At 63.5% G+C, this 17,843-nt stretch carries 16 protein-coding genes; 4 read left to right on the forward strand and 12 right to left on the reverse strand.

Annotated elements, in window-relative coordinates:
- Nucleotides 1-14: 14 nt before the first annotated feature.
- Nucleotides 15-1,136 carry a Gfo/Idh/MocA family protein gene (locus PLANPX_RS19775; RefSeq protein WP_232536191.1) on the reverse strand — a complete coding sequence of 374 codons (1,122 nt, stop codon included), beginning with the start codon at nt 1,134-1,136 and terminating at the stop codon, nt 15-17.
- A 322-nt stretch (nt 1,137-1,458) separates the two neighbouring features.
- Between PLANPX_RS19775 and PLANPX_RS19780 the strand changes: the two genes are divergently transcribed.
- Nucleotides 1,459-2,622 carry a xylose operon transcription regulator XylR gene (locus PLANPX_RS19780; protein WP_152100395.1) on the forward strand — a complete coding sequence of 388 codons (1,164 nt, stop codon included), beginning with the start codon at nt 1,459-1,461 and terminating at the stop codon, nt 2,620-2,622.
- 94 nt (nt 2,623-2,716) lie between these two features.
- On the opposite strand, the gene coaD is transcribed toward PLANPX_RS19780, so the two are convergent.
- From coaD to PLANPX_RS19805, 5 genes are all read right to left on the reverse strand, one after another.
- Nucleotides 2,717-3,202: a pantetheine-phosphate adenylyltransferase gene (coaD, locus tag PLANPX_RS19785; RefSeq protein WP_152100396.1), complete on the reverse strand. Its 486-nt coding sequence runs from the start codon at nt 3,200-3,202 to the stop codon at nt 2,717-2,719.
- 144 nt (nt 3,203-3,346) lie between these two features.
- Nucleotides 3,347-4,318: an HTTM domain-containing protein gene (locus tag PLANPX_RS19790; protein ID WP_152100397.1), complete on the reverse strand. Its 972-nt coding sequence runs from the start codon at nt 4,316-4,318 to the stop codon at nt 3,347-3,349.
- On the reverse strand, nt 4,315-5,106 hold the full coding sequence (locus PLANPX_RS19795) for a hypothetical protein (RefSeq protein ID WP_152100398.1): 792 nt from the start codon (nt 5,104-5,106) through the stop codon (nt 4,315-4,317). Before PLANPX_RS19795 ends, PLANPX_RS19790 begins: the two co-directional genes overlap by 4 nt.
- Before the next feature lie 238 nt (nt 5,107-5,344).
- The gene (locus PLANPX_RS19800; protein WP_172992199.1) at nt 5,345-6,385 is read right to left on the reverse strand and encodes a TIGR03000 domain-containing protein; all 1,041 of its coding nucleotides are present in this window, start codon (nt 6,383-6,385) and stop codon (nt 5,345-5,347) included.
- 268 nt (nt 6,386-6,653) lie between these two features.
- On the reverse strand, nt 6,654-7,925 hold the full coding sequence (locus tag PLANPX_RS19805) for a protein-L-isoaspartate(D-aspartate) O-methyltransferase (RefSeq protein ID WP_152100400.1): 1,272 nt from the start codon (nt 7,923-7,925) through the stop codon (nt 6,654-6,656).
- A 219-nt stretch (nt 7,926-8,144) separates the two neighbouring features.
- On the opposite strand from PLANPX_RS19805, the gene PLANPX_RS19810 reads away from it, so the two are divergent.
- The 3 genes from PLANPX_RS19810 (at nt 8,145) to PLANPX_RS19820 (ending at nt 11,448) form a co-directional block, all read left to right on the forward strand.
- Nucleotides 8,145-9,296 carry an aminotransferase class V-fold PLP-dependent enzyme gene (locus PLANPX_RS19810; RefSeq protein WP_152100401.1) on the forward strand — a complete coding sequence of 384 codons (1,152 nt, stop codon included), beginning with the start codon at nt 8,145-8,147 and terminating at the stop codon, nt 9,294-9,296.
- A gap of 7 nt (nt 9,297-9,303) precedes the next feature.
- Nucleotides 9,304-10,395, forward strand: coding sequence for a glycoside hydrolase family 43 protein (locus tag PLANPX_RS19815; protein ID WP_152100402.1), 1,092 nt, complete (start codon nt 9,304-9,306; stop codon nt 10,393-10,395).
- A 381-nt stretch (nt 10,396-10,776) separates the two neighbouring features.
- Nucleotides 10,777-11,448, forward strand: a complete 672-nt coding sequence (locus PLANPX_RS19820; protein ID WP_152100403.1) for a hypothetical protein — start codon at nt 10,777-10,779, stop codon at nt 11,446-11,448.
- Between the two features lie 178 nt (nt 11,449-11,626).
- Here the strand turns inward: PLANPX_RS19820 and PLANPX_RS19825 are convergent, their stop codons facing one another.
- The 6 genes from PLANPX_RS19825 to PLANPX_RS19845 form a co-directional block, all read right to left on the reverse strand.
- Nucleotides 11,627-12,679 carry a DUF1559 domain-containing protein gene (locus tag PLANPX_RS19825; RefSeq protein ID WP_198421920.1) on the reverse strand — a complete coding sequence of 351 codons (1,053 nt, stop codon included), beginning with the start codon at nt 12,677-12,679 and terminating at the stop codon, nt 11,627-11,629.
- Nucleotides 12,672-13,589, reverse strand: a complete 918-nt coding sequence (locus PLANPX_RS27815) for a hypothetical protein (protein WP_198421773.1) — start codon at nt 13,587-13,589, stop codon at nt 12,672-12,674. Before PLANPX_RS27815 ends, PLANPX_RS19825 begins: the two co-directional genes overlap by 8 nt.
- Before the next feature lie 48 nt (nt 13,590-13,637).
- Nucleotides 13,638-14,657, reverse strand: a complete 1,020-nt coding sequence (locus PLANPX_RS19830; protein ID WP_152100405.1) for an SMP-30/gluconolactonase/LRE family protein — start codon at nt 14,655-14,657, stop codon at nt 13,638-13,640.
- Between the two features lie 548 nt (nt 14,658-15,205).
- Nucleotides 15,206-16,588 (reverse strand): Gfo/Idh/MocA family protein, encoded by a 1,383-nt coding sequence (locus tag PLANPX_RS19835; RefSeq protein WP_152100406.1) that lies wholly within the window; start codon nt 16,586-16,588, stop codon nt 15,206-15,208.
- Nucleotides 16,589-16,860: 272 nt separating this feature from the next.
- Nucleotides 16,861-17,448 carry a tetratricopeptide repeat protein gene (locus tag PLANPX_RS19840; protein WP_152100407.1) on the reverse strand — a complete coding sequence of 196 codons (588 nt, stop codon included), beginning with the start codon at nt 17,446-17,448 and terminating at the stop codon, nt 16,861-16,863.
- 42 nt (nt 17,449-17,490) lie between these two features.
- The gene (locus PLANPX_RS19845; protein ID WP_172992200.1) at nt 17,491-17,721 is read right to left on the reverse strand and encodes a hypothetical protein; all 231 of its coding nucleotides are present in this window, start codon (nt 17,719-17,721) and stop codon (nt 17,491-17,493) included.
- Nucleotides 17,722-17,843: the final 122 nt, after the last annotated feature.

Below are 17,843 nucleotides of genomic sequence, written 5' to 3' on the forward strand. Positions count from 1 at the left end.
GGGCGGCATTTGAACTATCGCGTGCGGGTGAACTCGGGCAAATGCTTGATCGCCCCGCCGGCCACGGCCGATTCGTGGGCCAGAATGCCGACGCAGGTCCAGTTGGCGCTGGTCACGGCGTTCGGCCACGGATCGCGGTCGTCGACCAAGGCACGGACGAACTCGTTCACCAAGTGCGGATGCGAACCGCCGTGGCCGCCCCCTTGCAGGAAGGAGAGATGGTCGGCGTCTTCGATCGACTTGGTGAACTTCTGAATTTCCGCCGGCAGCAGGTGGGCATAGTCGGGGACTTCAATCTTCTCGGCGATCTCCGGCTCTGGCTTCTTTGCCGTGTGGAGAACGTGCGGCTCGTTCTCGACGAGCGACCACTCGAACGACTTCTTCGTGCCGTAGACGTCGAAGCTCTCGCGATACTGGCGGGCCGTGTCGTACAGGAACCGCCAGATGTGAGCGCTGACGTCGCTCTCGGCGATCTTGATGTGGCACGACTCGACGGCAAACGAGTTGCCCGACTTCTCGCGGATGTCGTCGCGAACCGTACCCGAGCCGAAGCACGAGACATATTCCGCGCGGCCGTCGACCAGCCCCAGCACCGGACTCACGACGTGCGTCGCGTAGTGCATCGGAATCATCCGTTCCCAGTAGTCGGGCCAGCCGTCCATATCTTGCGGGTGCGAGGCCTGCATGTACTGGATCTCTCCGAGCTCGCCCTTTTGGTAGAGCTCTTTGATGAACAAGAACTCGCGGCTGTAAACCACGGTCTCGGCCATCATGTATTTCAGGCCGGTGTCGGCGACCAGCTGGCAGATCTTTTCGCAGTCGGCAATGTTGGTGGCCATCGGCACAGTGCACATGACGTGCTTGCCGGCCTTGAGGGCCTCCATGCTCATCCACGCATGATCGGGGATGGGGCTGTTGATATGAACGAAGTCGATCTCAGGATCGGCGAGAACTTCTTCGAATTTCGCGTAGCGTTTGTTGATTTCGAGCGCGTCGGCCAGCTTGTTCATCGCCGCCACGTCGCGGCGGCAGACGGCGGCCACTTCCGCGTCCGGATGCTTTTTGTAGATCGGTAAGAATTCGGCCCCGAATCCGAGACCGACCATTGCCACGCGCACTGGTCGTCGGGTTGCCATGTCGCCGCCCCTTTTTCAGTCCAAGAGAGAGATTGCGGCGCGCCGCCGCGAGGAGAGTAGAGATCCCCCAAAATATCGATACTAACTCCCGGTTTCGCAAGCCAGAATGAGAAATAGCGCAGAAGACCTTCGATCTTTCACTTTCGTGACTAGACTAGGGGGGAGCGCAGTAGACTCGCATCCGCCGGCAGAAAATGCAACGTTGCACGCCGGATTCGGAAGCTAGGGCCGCCCACTGCACGGCGGCTCGCATCCATGGAGTCGCACGCGCTTGCCCTCGACGTTAACGTTCACCAACTCGCCGCGTGTTTTGGCTGATTCGATGCGCAAACGACGCTCCGTCGCCCTGCTATTGGAAACGTCGAATGCCTATTCGCGCGGATTGCTCGACGGCATCATCGCCTACCAGCGCGAGCATGAACTCTGGTCGATTTACATCGGCGAGCAACAGCGCGGCGCCAAGCCACCGGCCTGGTTCAGCAACTGGCAAGGCGACGGCATCATCGCCCGCATCGAGACTGAGGCGATTGCGGCCGCGGTGAAGCGCTCGGGCCTGCCCGCCGTCGACGTCAGCGCGGCCCGCAGCGTGCCGCACCTGCCATGGGTCGAAACAAACGACCGCGAAATCGCCCGCCTCGCCGCCTCGCACCTCATTGAGCGCGGCTTCCGGGAACTCGCCTTCTACGGCGAGCCGGTCTTCAACTGGTCACAGTGGCGTGAGGACCACTTCACTGATTTCGCGCGACAGAGCGGTTGCAACTGCCAGGTCTTCCGCGCCGCCTCGCGCGTGGAGAAGGGCTTCTCGTGGGCCCGCGAACGTCGGCGGCTGATCGCGTGGGTCCGCAAGCTGCCGAAGCCAATCGGCGTGATGGCTTGCTACGACTTTGGCGGCCAGCAATTGCTCGACGTCTGCCGCGAACTCGACATCGCCGTGCCGGAGCAGGTGGCGGTGATCGGCGTCGACGACGACGCCCGGCTCTGCCGACTTTGCACGCCGCCGCTTTCGAGCGTGATTCCCGACACTCATCGCGCCGGCTACGAGGCGGCGAAACTGCTCGACCGCATGATGAGCGGCGAGCGAATTGTCGGCGAAGCGATCCTCATTCCGCCCCGTGGCGTGGCCCAACGACAATCGAGCGACGTCTACGCGGTCGACGACCTCGACGTCGTCGCCGCCCTGCGATTCATCCGCGAACATGCGTGCGACGGCATCTCAGTCGGCGACGTGCTCCGCGTCGTGCCGCTGTCGCGACGGATGCTGGAGCACCGCTTCCAAAAGCTGATCGGCCGCACGCCGCACGCCGAGATCATGCGGATCCGCATCGAACGGACCTCGCGGCTGCTGCGGGAGACTGATCTCACGCTGGCGGAAATCGCCACCCGTACGGGGTTCCCGCACGCGGAGTATTTATCGGTAGCGTTCAAACGCCAAACCGGCCAAACCCCGCGCGGCTACCGCCGCGACAGCCGCACATCCTCGCGATAAAGCCGCGACCGGTGGTCGCGGTCCCCGCAATCGGCATTGCCATTCCGCGCCGCCACCGCGACCACCGGTCGCGGCTTTGTGGCCGCCAAATCGATCAACCGATTTTCGCGCGCAAATGCGGAATGATGACGCTTGGCACAAACCTCGCCAATTCCTCATCCCCGGCCAGCGACGCAATCTGTTTGATCAGCGAACTCGACACGTGTGAAAACTGATCATCGGCCATCAGAAAGACGGTTTCGATATCCGAGTCGAGCTGCCGATTCGCGAGCGTCATCGTGAATTCCGACTCGATGTCGCCCAGCGAGCGCACCCCGCGGACGATTACCCGTGAGCCGCATTCACGGACGAAGCGGACGGCCAGCCCGGAGAACATCTTCACTTCGACGTTTGCCAAGTGCTGCGTAGCGAGCTTGATCAGATCGACCCGCTCCTCGGCCGTGAAGAGCGACTGCTTGTCGATGTTGTGGCCGACGCCGACGATCAGCTCGTCGACCAACCGGCTGCTCCGCTCAATGACGTTCAAATGCCCCAAGGAAATGGGGTCGAACGAGCCAGTGTAAACAGCGCGACGAGCCATGCGCGATAGTTCCAGGGCAGGGGGATGGAGCGGAGTCAAACCCCATTCTCGTTATCGAGACGCCACTTCGCAATCGCGCCTGCAAGCGGTTCCAGCGAGCCGCGGGGTTCATCCCCGCGGTTCCCACGCATCCCCGCCCGACGCCTACCCCACTTTCTTCCCCACCAGCGCCAGCGACACTCGACTCGCCACCGGATCGACCCACCGCCGCACCGTCTCCGGCTTGAGGAACGAGAAATTCGCAAAGATCATCGCCAGCCCGAAGGTGATCATCCCCATAAACATCGCGATCCCGCCATGGACCGCCACCGCCGTCCAAATCATCCACGGCCGGGTGAAGCGGTTCCACACCAGGAAGGCGTAAGAGAGTTCCCAGAACACCGTCAGATGGGTGAAGAACGCGATCAAGAATGGCCAATCAGCCATCCATGTAAGCGGCAGCGATTGGTACTCGTAGTTGGCCGCCGCCCACCACATCGCGGTGCCGACGCGCCAGGTGTTGCCTTCGATCTTCGCCAAGGCGGAGAAGAAGTAGACGACGCAGAGATGCAACTGCAGCAGCCGGATTGCGACGTTCGCCGCGGTACTCGGCGCAGGTTCGCTCGCATCGCCGCGTCGCAGCCGCCACAGCCGATCGAGCGAGTAGCGCGCCCCGCACGGCCCCAGCATGAGGTACATCGCCATCATGCAGTTGGCTTTGTCGAGCCCGTAAAACGCGCCGGGGGTGACGCGATGAACGTACGATACCGCCAGCAGGTAAGCGAGCACCGCCGACACCCGCGAGAACAGCCCGAGAAACAGGCACGCAAACACGCACAGCGCCAGAATATGCACCGTCCACAGCAGCCAGTTGGGGCCAATCCAGTCGAAGATGCTCCACACCGTCACCTCGCGGCCTGGCATGCTTTTGAGCATTTCGACCGGCGTGTAGCCGTCGCGGCCGATGAACCCCGCCAGGTCGAACGACCAGATGAAGTGCGTGTAGAGCATCATCCCGCCGGCCAGCAGCCGGATGAGCGCAAGCGTCGCCGGGTCGGTCGGCGTGAACCAAAAGTTGTTCCACGCCCGCCAGAGTTCGGCGAAGTAGTTGCGAGTTGAAGCGACGAGCGTCGTCATGGCGTCCCTCCTGCGGGAGCTGGTTCCGAGGGACGGGGGGGGAGCCGATGCTGAAACTCGCCGAGATTTTCGTACGTCGACGGAGCGTCGATCCGCATGCCGTCTTTCACTTGCTGCGGCGTCAGCAGGTGATGCCGCACCATCGTCAGCTTCGCCCACTCGCCGTCATGCTTCTTGATCAGGTACTCGGCGATTTTGTTCTCCCATCCAATACCGGAGGTCGCCTGATCGCGGGACTGCTCCACCAGCATCATGTGCCGGTGATAGAACAGCCGTGGCCACTGCTCGCGCCGATCGGGGAAGCGCCCTTCAGCGATCTTCTCGTTGGCAGCGTTGTAAATCTCGTACTTGATCAGATGGCTTGCCGTTGGATCGGGCGAGAAGAAGTTGTAGCCGTGATTGACGAACACCAGGTTCGCGTAGTGATGGAGATACTTCGCCAGCGCGATCGGAATCACCGGCAACTGCGGCGGGTATTGCTGCGGGTCGAGTTGCTCAATCGGGATCGGCTGCCCCTGAGAGTTCAGCGGCGTGCCGCCCGGCTCGATCATCGGCACCACCGACGAACTCAGCTGCAGATGCCACGGCGAGACGAACACGGCAACCAAGTGAAACGCCACCAGCATGCTCACCAGCACCCGCGCGAACGGGCCCCACGGCCACGGCGACGGAGTCTTGGGCTTCGCTGGTTTGGCCGGCTTCGGCTTGGCCTCGGGCGCAGGGGCGGGCGCGGGCTTTTTCTCGCCTGCCGCCGGCTGAGGGGGAGTTTCAGGACGTTGCTTACTCATGAATGCCACAGGTGCGACGCCCCGTTGAGGGCGTTCCAGGCCGTATTTCTAGCCCCGGGCTTCGCCCGGGGGTTGTTCGCCGCGACGAGTTGGCTCGTCGACTGGTGCGCCACCCCCGGGCGAAGCCCGGGGCTAAAAAAGGCTGCAGGTTCCGTATGCGTGTAGCAAACGAAAAACCCCCGCATCGGTCAACGCCGATGCGGGGGTAAAACTGCGTCAAGAGCGAAAAATGGCGAACTTAGTTGGCCGCCACCTTCAGGGCATTCCCGGCGAGCTCGAAGGCGAGCTCGTAGGTCTTGCCACCCTCGATGTCGAGGGTCTTCTCTTCGACCAAGGTCTTGCCGTCTTGCTCGAGCTCGACGCGGACGGTGTAACCGTTCCACATCTGGCCGGCGTTCAGGCTGTTGGTCGTGTAGCTGCGGACTTCGCCGGTTTGCTCCGTCGGGGCGCCAGCCAAGGTGACCTTGGCTCCGGCCGGGACGTTGAGCTTCAGCTCGGTCTGGGCGGTCTTGTCGCTGCTATCGGCGCCGCCGAAAGCCAGCTGGACGTTCTCGCCGGCGGTCAGGCGGACGACCTTGTCTTCGGTCATCGGCTTGCCGTCGCGTTCAAAGTGAACCCGCAGCTTGTAGGAGTACGAACGGCCTGGCTTCAGGCCGCGCGACACGTAGTGACGCTCGGCGCCAGTGCTGTTGGTGGCCAGGTCGTTGACGAAGACCTTGGCGTCGGCCGGCAGGCTGACGAAGATCGTCGCTTCGGTGGCCGAGGCGCTCGGGGTGGCGGGGGTGGCTTCAACCGGAACTTCCGGCGAGGTCACTTCGCCTTCGGCGGGGTACGACTCGTAGACGGCGCCGCCGTACGAACCGCTGCTGCCCGACGACGAACCGTAGCTACCCGAGCTGCTGTAGCTGGCATAGCTGCCCGACGAGGAGCCGTAGCTGCCCGACGACGAGTAACGGGCCGCCTTGCGGGCGTGCCAACGCGAGAACAAGCCCGGACGGCCGTAGCTGCCCGAGGAACCGCTGCTGCTGTAGCTGGCGTAGCTGCCCGACGAGGAGCCGTAGCTGCCCGAGCTGCTGTAGGCGCTGTAGGTGGCATAGCTGCCGCCGTAGCTGCCGCTCGAGGCATAGCTGCCCGACGAAGCGTAGCTGCCGCTCGAGGCGTAGCTGCCGCTGGAACCGTAGCTGCCGCGCGAGCGAGCCGAGGCTTCGCCAGCAGCAACCGCGACCATCCCTGCCGCAACGACCGCAACCGCGACCAGCTTAGTGTTGCCGAATCTCATCTCTTCATTCCCCCTGAGGACCTTGAATTTTTGGATCATTTCGAACTGGGCAACGATCCCTGCCTGGTCGATGGCAAGACGCCGAGCGGATAACCGCACTCGACCGACACATCGGTAACATAGCAGCGGGGGGGTGTAATTCAAGGAACTTGCGAAGAATTAACCGGTTCTGGCGATTAGGAAATACAGCTAATATTGGGCGATAGGGGTATTGATCCCATGCTGGCGTCACGGTCGTTACGACCGGCGCCAACGGCCCTCCGCTAACCTATTTGCCGGCATGCACGGCGCGCAATTCGAGGTCATCGAGATCGAGTCGCCCGGTCGCGCCGTTGAGCCCAATGCGAATGATCGCCTCGCGCGCGGCGAGCGGCACGCGAACCATCCGCTCCTCGCGACGCCAACCGAAGGTCCCTTTCCACGGCCCAAGCTCGACCGTGTCGATCACTGCCCGCCGCTCGTCGTAGAAGTTGACGATCACGCCCGGCGTCTCGCCCGCAGCGGCCGCGATCCCCTTGGCACCGACTTGGCAGCTCACCTCGATTTGGCTGACCTTCCGACCGTCGATCGCCATTCCCTGGAGCGCTTGGCTGATGAGCCCCGGCTCGCTGTTCGTAAACCGTATGAAGCGCTTGCCGCCGGACGCCGGCTCGTCGGCCGAGCCCTCCACCGTGGTCGCCTGCCGCAAATAATGCCAGCCAACGGGGTCGCTCGTCTTGCCAACGACCTCTTCAAAACCGCCGTTGCGAACCGTCGGATGGAGCGGATCGGGCTGCACCTGCCGCGAATCCTCGGCGGCGCCGGTCATCGGTACGAAGAGCGTCGCCTGCAGTGGTTCGCTCTCCAGCTTGCCGTCGCGTTTGGTCATCCGCACGAGATTCTGCTGGTAGCGCTCGCCGACGGGAATGATCATCTCGCCTCCCTCGCGCAGTTGATCGACGAGCGGCTGCGGCACGCTCTCCGGCGAGCAAGTGACGATGATCTTGTCGAACGGCGCCGCCTCGGGCCAGCCTTTAAATCCGTCGCCGATGCGGACGTGGACGTTGTCGTATTTCAATCGTTCGAGCGCTCGCTTCGCCCGTTTGCCAAGCGGCTCGACGATCTCGATCGTGTAAACGTCTTTCACCAGGGGGCTGAGCACCGCCGCTTGATAGCCGCTGCCGGTGCCGATTTCGAGCACGCGATCCGTTGCCTTCGGCCGCAGCTGCTCGGTCATGTAGGCGACGACGAACGGCGGCGAGATCGTTTGCCGATCGCCGATCGGCAGCGCCGCATCGAGGTAGGCGTAAGGGCGATACGCACTCGGCATGAATTGATGCCGCGGCGTCGCCTGCATCGCCTTGAGCACGCGTGGATCTTTCACGCCCGCGGCTTCGATTTCCTCAGCAACCATCTTCGCTCGTTGAGCAGCATACTCCTGCTCGGTTGGGGCAGGGGCCTGCGCCGCGACGTTAAGCGGCGCTGTGCACAGCAGCGAGAGAATCGCGAAAACGCCGAGAAAACCGGCGTTTTGACGGAGTTCGCTTGCAGACTTCCACATGGTCGGACTCACGAACGAGGCGTTAAACGGCTACGATAAACTTTTGCAGGAAGCGATCAGAATTTTGTGGGAGGCGTCTCCGACGCCGAAACCGGTCACCGACACGAGCGGTCGTAGCAGCTCAACGCCGCTTCGGGGTCGGAGACCCCTCCCACAGATTCTTGGGCAAGGCCGTGCATCCATTGATTCTAGCACAGCCGCATAAATCGGAGATTCGGCGTGAACGGCGAGATTGAGGCGGTACGCAACGAGCTTCGCGCGGCAATGCCCGTGGCCCAGAACTGGGCCTACTTCGACCACGCCGCTGTCGCCCCTGTGACGGCGCCAGCCGCCGCGGCGATGCGCACTTGGATCGATCAATCGCTCGAGGAGGGCGATACGATGTGGCCCGAGTGGGCCCGGCAGCTAAAGCAAGTTCGCCAATCGGCGGCGACGCTAGTCGGCGCCACGCCGGCGGAGATCGCGCTCGTCCCCAACACGACGGCCGGGATCAACCTCGTGGCCGAGGGGCTCGATTGGCGCGCCGGCGACAACGTCGTCACGCTCGCCGACGAGTATCCGTCGAATCTCTACCCCTGGATGAACCTCGCCGCCCGCGGCGTCGAAACCCGCCGCGTGCCGACCGCCGACGGCGTCGTCGATTACGACCAACTCGCCGCCCACTGCGACGAGCGGACGCGAATCATCACGGTCAGCTGGGTCGCCTTCTCGAACGGCTGCCGCCGCGATCTGAACGCCATCGCCGAGGTCGCTGCCCGCCAGGGGACGCTGCTGTTCGTCGATGCGATCCAAGGCCTCGGCGCGTTCCCGCTCGATGTGAGCCAAACGCCAATCGACTTCCTCGCGGCCGACGGGCACAAGTGGATGCTCGGCCCTGAAGGCGCCGGCATCGCCTACATCCGTCGCGATCGCCTGCCGCTGCTCACGCCTACTGCTGTCGGCGCCCACAGCGTCGTCCACGCCCAGGATTACGCCCACATCGAACTGAAGCTGAAGCAGGACGCCTCACGGTACGAAGGGGGTTCGGTGAACGTCCCCGGCATGCTCGGGCTAGGCGCGAGCCTCGACCTGCTGCAATCGCTCGGCATCGACCGCGTCGCCGCCTCGGTGCTGGAGATCAGCGATCATCTGGTGAGCGAGTTGCAGCAACTCGGCATGCGGGTGATCTCACCCCGCGCGGGCGAGCAGCGGAGCGGCATCGTTTCGTTTGAGTACCCGAACGCTGATTTGAACGCCGTTCGCCGCCATTGCCTCGAACGCCAGATCGCGCTCGCCACCCGCGCGGGGCGGATCCGCGTGAGTCCCCATGCGTACAACAACCATGACGACGTGGCACAGTTGATCGACGCGCTGCGCAGCTATCAAGGATAAACGCCCGATGAAGACCGATGCATACCCAGCCCTTAGCGGTTCCAAGAGCGATCGATTGTGGGAGGCGTCTCCGACGCCGATTTCGCGTTGCCAATTAAGTTGCTTCGGCAGGCGATCCGTACTCGGCGTCGGAGACGCCTCCCACAAAATCCTGCTTGCGGCATCGCTCGCGGTGGGGTTGCTCGCGGCCGCTCAAGCAGTCGCGGATGAGTCGGCGCCCGCCACCTACAAAAACCCCATCGTCACCGCCGGCAATCCCGCCGATCCGCACGTGATCCGCGTCGGCGATACCTACTACCTCTACGCCACGACGTATGGCCGCGGTTACGACGTCCTCACGTCAAAAGATCTCGTCCACTGGAAGAACGAGGGAAGCGCGTTCGACGATCCCCGCGGCGGGGCGTGGGCGCCCGACGTCTTCCACAACGTCCGCGGCGACGGCAAGTTCTACCTCTACTACACCGACAACGACCCCGCCCACGACGAGGGTGGCGCGCGGAAGCAAATCGGCGTCGCCGTGGCCGACAGCCCGCGCGGGCCGTTCGTCGATAAGGCGGTGCTCGCCCCCGGTTCAATCGACGCCCACTTGTTCCGGGACGACGACGGGCAGCTTTACCTCTACTACGTCGAGATCCTCGACGGTTTCAAGATCTACGGCCAGCAGATGAGCGATCCCGTCACGCCCGAGGGCGAACGCGTGCTGCTCATCCAGCCGACCGAGCCGTGGGAAATGGCGTCGGGCCACGTCACCGAAGGGCCGTTCGTGCTCAAGCATGACGGGCGGTACTACCTAATGTTCTCCGGCAGCGGCGCCGACTCCCGCCACTACGCCATTGGCTACGCCACGTCGAAATCGCCGCTCGGGCCGTTCGAAAAGTACGCGAAGAACCCGATCGTCTCGCAAAGCGAAACACTCTTCGGGCCCGGCCACCACTGCGTCGTCGCGACGCCCGAAGGGAAGCTGTGGATGATCTACCACCAGAAGCACGACGGCGAGATCAACTGGCGGCGGTTCCTGGCGATCGACCCGCTCTGGTTCGACGACGCCGGCGTACTGCATGGCAAAGTAACCCGCGACACCGACGAGCCGGCGCCGTAGCGAATCTGGCTCACGACGTTGAATGCTCCGGCCCCCTCCCCCTTGAGGGGAGGGCTGGGGAGGGGGTGGAACGTTGATACCCGCTTCTTTCACCCCTCCCTAACCCTCCCCCTCAAGAGGAGGGAACCTCAGGGTACACAGTCCCAAAATGCAAAAGCGTCGTCGTCAAACGGATTCCTGCACTCAAACGCAGATGTTACGCGTTGTGCGAAAGATTCTGCAGATTCGCATGATTCCCCGCGATTGACGCACTCTGCTGACTGCATGAAGAGTGCCATTCACCCCGCGCCGCGAATTGGCGCCGCGCTTGCGTTCACTTCCTCGCACAATCAACCGGCGCCGCCTGCAGCCGGATGAGTAGCCGAGTAAGGGAACCATGTCATGCCACGCACAGCCGTCATCACGCTCGCCGCCGTCGCCACGTTCGCCGCCGTCGGTCTCCAGCAACAAGCCTCTGCCCAAACGATCGCCTACGATCACCGCAGCACCGTGCTCGGCGACCACCTCGCCGGCGCCTCGGAACTCGTGCGAGCCAACGGTCAGTTTCTGAAGGACGAAGCCGACGCCGCCGAAACCTGGACGCGCGTCACCGCGGCCAGCGACCAAATCCAATACAACCGTGCTACCTACCGCAACGATGTGAAGCGGATGGAAACGGAAGTCCGCGAGCAGAAGGCCGGCGCGAATCGGGCGAAGCAGCAAGCCGAGGCGAACGCCGAGTTGGCTGCCGCCCTGAAACTGTACGAATCGGTCCAACGAGGCGCTGGCGCCTGGCCGACGGCCCTGACGCAAGCCCGCTACGCCGGCTCAGTCGCGACCGTCAGCTCGCTGATTCGCAACTGGTCGCCCCAGCATCCGTCGAGCGACGTTTACCGCTCCGCCTTGGCGACGGAACTGGGCGTGCTGAAGGCCCGCGTCACCGCCGACCGCAGCCTTGACTTCGCCAGCCGCGTCGATGCGGTGCGGGCCATCAAGCAACTCCACCAACTGGCGATGATGTCGCCGAGCGAGTTCCCGCATCAATGGGAACAACGCCAGTTCGCGATGAAGTAAGCAGAGGATGGAACCGCCGATGAACGCGGACAAACGCAGATATTTTTGAACGAGAGAAACCGCGACTCACGCGAATCGCCACGAGTGACAAGAAATCTTAAAGCCCCCCACTGAGCGATCTGCGGCTCCGGCTGCAGGTCGCTCTTCTTGTTGACGGTGAGGAATCAACCGGCGGGCGTTACTCGGCGGCGACTTCATCGCTGGCGCGAGTGGCTAAGGCCTTCCACACCACGGGGTCGACGCCGTCGTTGTAGAACCGGCAGGCGCCATCAGCGGTCGAACCGTTCACGCCGCCGGGGTGAGCGCTGCGAGCGGCGCGCCAGCCGTAGGCCGAGTAGAGGATCGGCTGCGCGGGGGGCGGCGTCGGGTCGCTCGTCGCAGAAGCGGCGCAGTCGTAATGCTGGGAGTTCGGCGGATAGTAGTGGTTGTACGTGGCGCTGCGATACTCGCCGCTCGCCCACGCGAAGCCGCGCGGATCGTTGCCGGTGCTCGCCGAGGAATTGAAGTTCATCGAGCCGTTGCACTTGAAGTCGGAGAGATCGGTCGGCCCGGCGAACGACAGGACGAACTTGTAGCTTCGCTCGGGCGTCGCACCGTTGAGAGCCCCCTCGCCGTCGCGCACCGTGTCGGCGCCGATGAGACTTTCCGAGACGGCCATCGTGTTCGACGAGCCGTCGGTGATCTCGCCGAAGGTCGTCGCCGAGTTGACGTAGAAGACGCCGTCGGTGTCGAACGGCGTGCCGCCGCCGGAGCCCGAGCCGCCGCAAACGGCGTAGTTCGTCGGGCCGGTTTCCGGCTTCACCCGCTCCTGTAGATCGCTGGGGCAAAGGAACACCGGCAGCATCTGTACGACGGCCGGCTTATTAGGCGCCGAGATCGGATACCCGCCCCCCGGCATGTACAGCGGCAGCGAGAGATCTAGCAGGTTGTGGAGCGATTGCTGCTCCATGTAGGGCAGCAGCTGCGCGAGGGCCGACCAGCGGTAGAAGCTGTGAGGATGCCGCTCGTCCGGCGGGTACGACTTCGACATCGCCGCCGAGGGAAACGCATTCTTCGCCGCGTGATGATTCTGCAGCGCGAGGCTCGTTTGCTTGAGGTTGTTGAGGCACTGCGCGCGCCGGGCGCTCTCGCGGGCGGCCTGCACGGCGGGGAGGAGCAGGGCGATGAGGGCGCCAATGATGGCGATCACCACCAGTAGTTCCACCAACGTGAATCCGGCGGGCTTACGCACGGCGGAAGGCCCTCGCGATGCCGAGCCCGGCGAGCAGCAAGCAGAGCCCGGCCGGCTCCGGCACGGCGGCAGATGTAACGGCCGCGGGTGCGGGCGGCGCCGTGAAGTGCCGCTGCCACACGAGGAAGTCGGCGCCATCGGCAATGCCGTCGCCGTTCGCATCGCCGAGCGTGTTCGCCGGCATCCCGGTCGAGCCGAAGTTTTCGCGCCAAATACCAAGGTCCGCGGCGTCGACGAGATCATCGCCATTGAAGTCGCCGGGAATCGGCTGCTTCAACTGACCGGCAATGAGACCGTCCCACAGCAGGCCATCGTAGTCGTACGACTCGTGGAAGGAGATGCGATCGAACGGCTCGGTGTCGGTGACGCCGACGAAGATGACGTTATAAAAGGGCCAGTCTGGGCCGAGGTCGTGGATCACCACTTCCTTCGACGTGCCAAGCACGGTGTTTTGCAGGGTGAAAGTCAGCCGATTCGCGGGCGCCGAGATCGGCGGCGACGAAGAGCCGTCGCCCCCTTGCGCGATGTAGCTGCCGAAGGCCGTCACCGGCTCGGAGAACTGCAGCCAATCGTCGACGCCCTCAGTATCCCAGAGGAAGCGCTGACCGCTGACCGCATAGGTGGGTAGCGAATTGACGCCGTTTGAAAAACCGGTCGTCGCCGTAATGCCCGTTGCACCAAACGTGAGCGTCGGGTTCGCTCCGGAGTTGTCTTCCAAATCTTCGACGCCATACGACGAAAGCGCCGCCAGGAACTCATTCCTGGCGGCGCTCGAATTCGTCATCGTCAATTTGGAAGCGTCGGGCCCGCCGAAGTAAGGCGTTACTTCAGCGTGCACTGCTGGCAGCAGGCCCCAGCCGGCGAACGCCGCCAGGCAGAAGGGAACGACGCATTCGATCCGCATCCGCACTGTCGATTCTCCAGGGCTAGTTGATGCCGCCAGGGCAGGGCGATGGCGTTAGGCCATCCGGCGACGCACCGTTAAGCCTAGCGCACCGACCGCAACGGTCAACATGCCGAGCGTGGCCGGTTCGGGAATCGCCACGGTGGCGAAGGCGGTCGGTTCCGTGAAGCCGCCGCCGCCGGGGAGCGCAAACGTCCCGATCAGCGTGCCATCGTAGGCGTAGTGCGAGATGTTCCCGCTGCCGTTCGAGACGCCCAAGATGCCGGCAAGGAAGCCGTTGCCATCCGGAGAAGCGATCAGCCCCTGCGGGAACGCAAGGCCCGAGACGCCGAAGCTCGGATCAACGGCGCCGGTGGTCGCGTTGTAGCGGCCGATCGTGCCGGCAAACATGCCGGTGACGTAGAGGTCGTTGCCGTTGACCAACAGCCCCGACGCGCCGTTAAGCGATGCCGAGCCCGGAATGAAGTCGGCAAGGGCCGAGATCGGGAGGTTCGACTTCGCGACGGCGCCGGCGTCGCCAGCGGGGAAGTTCTGGAAGGCGCCGACGAGGAGTTCGCCGCCCGGGGCGTACGCCAGCCCGGAGTATTGGAAATACGCTCCGCCGCCGATGAGGCCGTTGATCGGGGCGCCCGCGCTCGTGCCGTTCGTGTTGAACTGAGCGACGCCCGAGCCGCCGAGGTTCGAGACGTAGATCTTCGAGCCATCTTGGCTGTACTTCACGGAGCTGGGGAAGGAGAGCCCGTCAGCCGCGTCGGCGAACACCGCGCCGTTCGTCGCCAAGCCGGTGGCGACGCTGTAGTCGTACTGGACGACGAGGTTGTTGCCCGTGCTCGTCACGAAGAGCTTCGTTTGGTCGGGCGAGAGGGTGATGCCCGAGGGACCGAGCAGGTTGACGTTGTCGGTCAGCACGGTGCCGAGCAGGGCACCGCTGGCGCTGTAGCGAAAGACGCTGTTGCTGAGCCGGTCGGCGACGAGAAGTTGCTGCTGCGCCTGGCTGGCGGCGGCAAGAATGTTGAGCGAGGCGAGCGCCGCCACGCAGGCGAAGGCGCGAGCCAGCAGAGTGGAAGATTTCATTTCAGTAGCGATCCTGGGTGTGAGACTGAGGGTGAAGCGGGAAGGTGCGCCGATTGAGATCGCGAGACGCGGCTGGCTGAACGCTGGCTGCCTGGCGAATGCAGGATCCTAGCGATCGCGATCTGCGGGGAAGGTTGCCGCGATGTTCCACACGCGGCGGTAGGCTGGCGGAAGTCCGCCTCACGAACGGGTTCGAGTATACCTGCGGGCGCAGCCGGGGACAAACCGCCGGAGAGCGGCAGTGGAGGGTAACCGCACTTGTCTTTCGACAGCAGCGGCAGCGTGTCGATTCTGTCGCCAGCGCGTCTCAGCCGCGTCGCACGAATGCACAACACCAGCCCCCGGAGGGGGCGGCATGCTGTAGCCAGGGGCGTGAGCCCCTGGTTAGCGCCGACTAGCTGCCTCAGAGCCCCGCGAGGGGCGGCATCGTTCGCACGATCATCACGAGCGATGTCGCCCCTCACGGGGCTTGGGCGAAATGCGATTGCGATCACCAGGGGCTCGCGCCCCTGGCTACATCACTCGGCCCCTCCAGGGCCAATGCAATGCTACACCGTGATCTCGTACCCCTTACGCTGCTCGCGAGCGACGAACGACTGGGCCTCGTTATCGCCGATCATCGCTTCTTTCACCGGATCCCACTTGAGGTCGCGGTTGAGCCGCAGAGCGATGTTCGCCAAGTGGCAGTTCGACAGCGAGCGGTGGTGCGAGAAGACGTCGGACTGCGGTTCCTTGCGGCTGCGCACGCAGTCGAAGAAGTTCTGCATGTGGCTCACTGGTTCTGAACCTTTGAAGGCCTTGCGCAGCGCATCTTCTGGCAACGGGTTGTCTGCAAGTTCTTCGACCGGCTTGCCGGCGAGCTTGCCGCGGCTGACGAACAGCCGTCCCTTGTCCCCCTCGAACAGGACGCCGTTGTCTGTATCGTGGCGGATCGTCAGTTCGACGCCAGCATCGTCGAACGTGTTCACCACGCGGAACGCGGTCGCCGTGTTGTACATGTCGTCGCGCGTGGGATAGCCCTTCTCGAACGGCACGGGATGTTCGCAGAGTTCGACGCGCACCGAGTTGGGACCGGTCTGGTCGAGGCCGAGCGCCCAGCAGGCGACGTCGACGTGGTGAGCGCCCCAGTCGGTCATCTTGCCGCCGGAGTATTCGTACCACCAGCGGAACTCGTAGTGACCACGCGACTTGTACGGAATGTCGGCGCCCTCGGCGTCTTTGCCCCCTTGCCAACGGTAGTCGACGAGCGGCGCCTGGCCGAGCCAGCGTTCCCAGTTGAGTTCCTTCGGCGGCGCGACGACCGGCAACTGCGGCGAGCTTTCCGCTGAATTGATCGCGCACGAAACCTTGCTCACCTTGCCGAGCCGACCGCTCTGAATGATCGCCACCGCCCGGAGGAACAACCGGTCGAAGTCGCTCCGCTGCTGCGTGCCGACTTGGAACACGGCGCCGGTCTCTTTTACCACTTGGCAAATCTTCTTGCCTTCGTCGATCGTGAGCGTCAGCGGCTTCTCACAATAAACGTCCTTGCCCGACTTCATCGCTTCGATGGCGATCTTCGTGTGCCAGTGATCGGGCGTGCCGATGCTCACCGCTTGCACGTCTTTGCGATCGAGCACTTTGCGGTAGTCGTCGTACACGTCGGCCTTGCCGCCGGAGGCCTGCTTCGCGGCGGCAGCACGTCCCGAATCGACGTCGCACACGGCGACGACGTCGGCGTAATTCATCGCCAGCCCCATGTTGTGATTCCCTTGCCCGCCGTTGCCGATGCAGGCGATCAACGGCCGATCGCTCGACGCGGTTGCCGCTTGAGCTCGCGACGCGGTGAGGAAGTAGGGAACCAATCCGCCGCCAGTCGCCGCGGCGCCGGCAGCGCTGACAGTTTGCTTGAAGAACGACCGACGCGAGGAGAGACGCTTGTTCTGGCTCATAACCGGGAGAGGCTCCGCAATGTTGAAAAGGATTCGCCAAGCGATCCGTTCATTGTGAAGGGGGACGGCGGCGTTCGCAAGTTACTGGAATCGGCCGGGTGGCGATTCTGTTAGCGGAGAGCGCGAATCTTTTTGCCAGAGAGGCGAATGGCCGGCTAAAACTAGCGAACGCGGCGAGCGGCGCGGCTCGAGTCAGTTGCGAGTGTCAGTTGCAGTTCTGTGTCAGTTGCTGCGAAGACGGGGTGGCAACAGTCGGAGTCTAACTCCTAGTTTCAGCCTCCGTGCTTGTAGCGCATGCAACGCTCGACGTCATGGAGAGCCCGTCGAGCGGCGCGATATTCGGGATCAAGACGAAGAGCTTCGCGAAAGCACTCGGCGGCTTCAACGAACTGTTCCCGGGCACGGAGGACGAAGCCAAGGTTGAGGTAGGCTTCGTCTAGCTCGCCTTCGGGGCAGGCGATAGCGTTGCGGTGCGCTTCTTCAGCGTCTGCGAATCGACCTTGCTTGGCCAGTAGGCCTCCGAGAAAGATATAAACTCCTGGCAACTCGGGCCTCGCAGCGATCGCTCGACGATACCACTCGGCAGCTTGATCGTAATCACCCGCCTCGCGAAACAAGTGGCCCATATGCGCCAAAGGGTGATGCCGCATCTCCGTCGGGCAAAGACTGATGGCGCGGGCAATGGCCTGTTCCGCCTCTTCGTAGCGAGCGACTTCTACCAAGGCAATTCCGACGTAAAGCCAAGCTAAGCCATCCTCCGGAAAGGCGCGCAGGTAACGCCGCCCGTAACAAATTGTTATGGCCGTGTTGTGGCTGTGAGAAAGACGCTTGAGGCGTGCTAATCGCGCAGCTTGGGACATGCGATTGAATGCGAGAGGGTGCTGGCTGCTCGTCACGCAAGCTTAGTAGTACGCAATCCGCCGCCCGGTGATGCCGTGGGGGAGAAAAACGTCCATAATCTTGGTGACGCCGTCGATGCCGATGACAACCTGACCATCCATCGGCGGGACAGGTTCGCAGGCGCCTTCCAGGAAAAGTTCGTCAGGGCAGACTTGGCTTAAGCCAAGCTTGGCGCCGTTGACGAGCAAGTCGAGCGTCACTTTCGATGAATGGCCGGTGGGGTTGGGCATCATGAAACTCGACAAAGAACAATAGCGGGGAAACGGAATGGCTTACGTCGACCTAATTTATTCGGCCAGGCTGCCGCTATGTTAACGATACGAACCGCCCCAAGCTGGCGTGCGGCAATTTATCG

This window comes from Lacipirellula parvula (assembly GCF_009177095.1).
GTDB lineage: Bacteria > Planctomycetota > Planctomycetia > Pirellulales > Lacipirellulaceae > Lacipirellula > Lacipirellula parvula.

Coding starts and splice junctions, on each gene's coding strand:
- PLANPX_RS19780 (WP_152100395.1), top strand. CDS start 1,459: ATGCGCAAACGACGCTCCGTCGCCCTGCTATTGGAAACGTCGAATGCC.
- PLANPX_RS19840 (WP_152100407.1), bottom strand. CDS start 17,448: ATGTCCCAAGCTGCGCGATTAGCACGCCTCAAGCGTCTTTCTCACAGC.
- PLANPX_RS19815 (WP_152100402.1), top strand. CDS start 9,304: ATGAAGACCGATGCATACCCAGCCCTTAGCGGTTCCAAGAGCGATCGA.
- PLANPX_RS19835 (WP_152100406.1), bottom strand. CDS start 16,588: ATGAGCCAGAACAAGCGTCTCTCCTCGCGTCGGTCGTTCTTCAAGCAA.
- coaD (WP_152100396.1), bottom strand. CDS start 3,202: ATGGCTCGTCGCGCTGTTTACACTGGCTCGTTCGACCCCATTTCCTTG.
- PLANPX_RS19795 (WP_152100398.1), bottom strand. CDS start 5,106: ATGAGTAAGCAACGTCCTGAAACTCCCCCTCAGCCGGCGGCAGGCGAG.
- PLANPX_RS19790 (WP_152100397.1), bottom strand. CDS start 4,318: ATGACGACGCTCGTCGCTTCAACTCGCAACTACTTCGCCGAACTCTGG.
- PLANPX_RS19820 (WP_152100403.1), top strand. CDS start 10,777: ATGCCACGCACAGCCGTCATCACGCTCGCCGCCGTCGCCACGTTCGCC.
- PLANPX_RS19775 (WP_232536191.1), bottom strand. CDS start 1,136: ATGGCAACCCGACGACCAGTGCGCGTGGCAATGGTCGGTCTCGGATTC.
- PLANPX_RS19830 (WP_152100405.1), bottom strand. CDS start 14,657: ATGAAATCTTCCACTCTGCTGGCTCGCGCCTTCGCCTGCGTGGCGGCG.
- PLANPX_RS19805 (WP_152100400.1), bottom strand. CDS start 7,925: ATGTGGAAGTCTGCAAGCGAACTCCGTCAAAACGCCGGTTTTCTCGGC.
- PLANPX_RS19800 (WP_172992199.1), bottom strand. CDS start 6,385: ATGAGATTCGGCAACACTAAGCTGGTCGCGGTTGCGGTCGTTGCGGCA.
- PLANPX_RS19845 (WP_172992200.1), bottom strand. CDS start 17,721: ATGATGCCCAACCCCACCGGCCATTCATCGAAAGTGACGCTCGACTTG.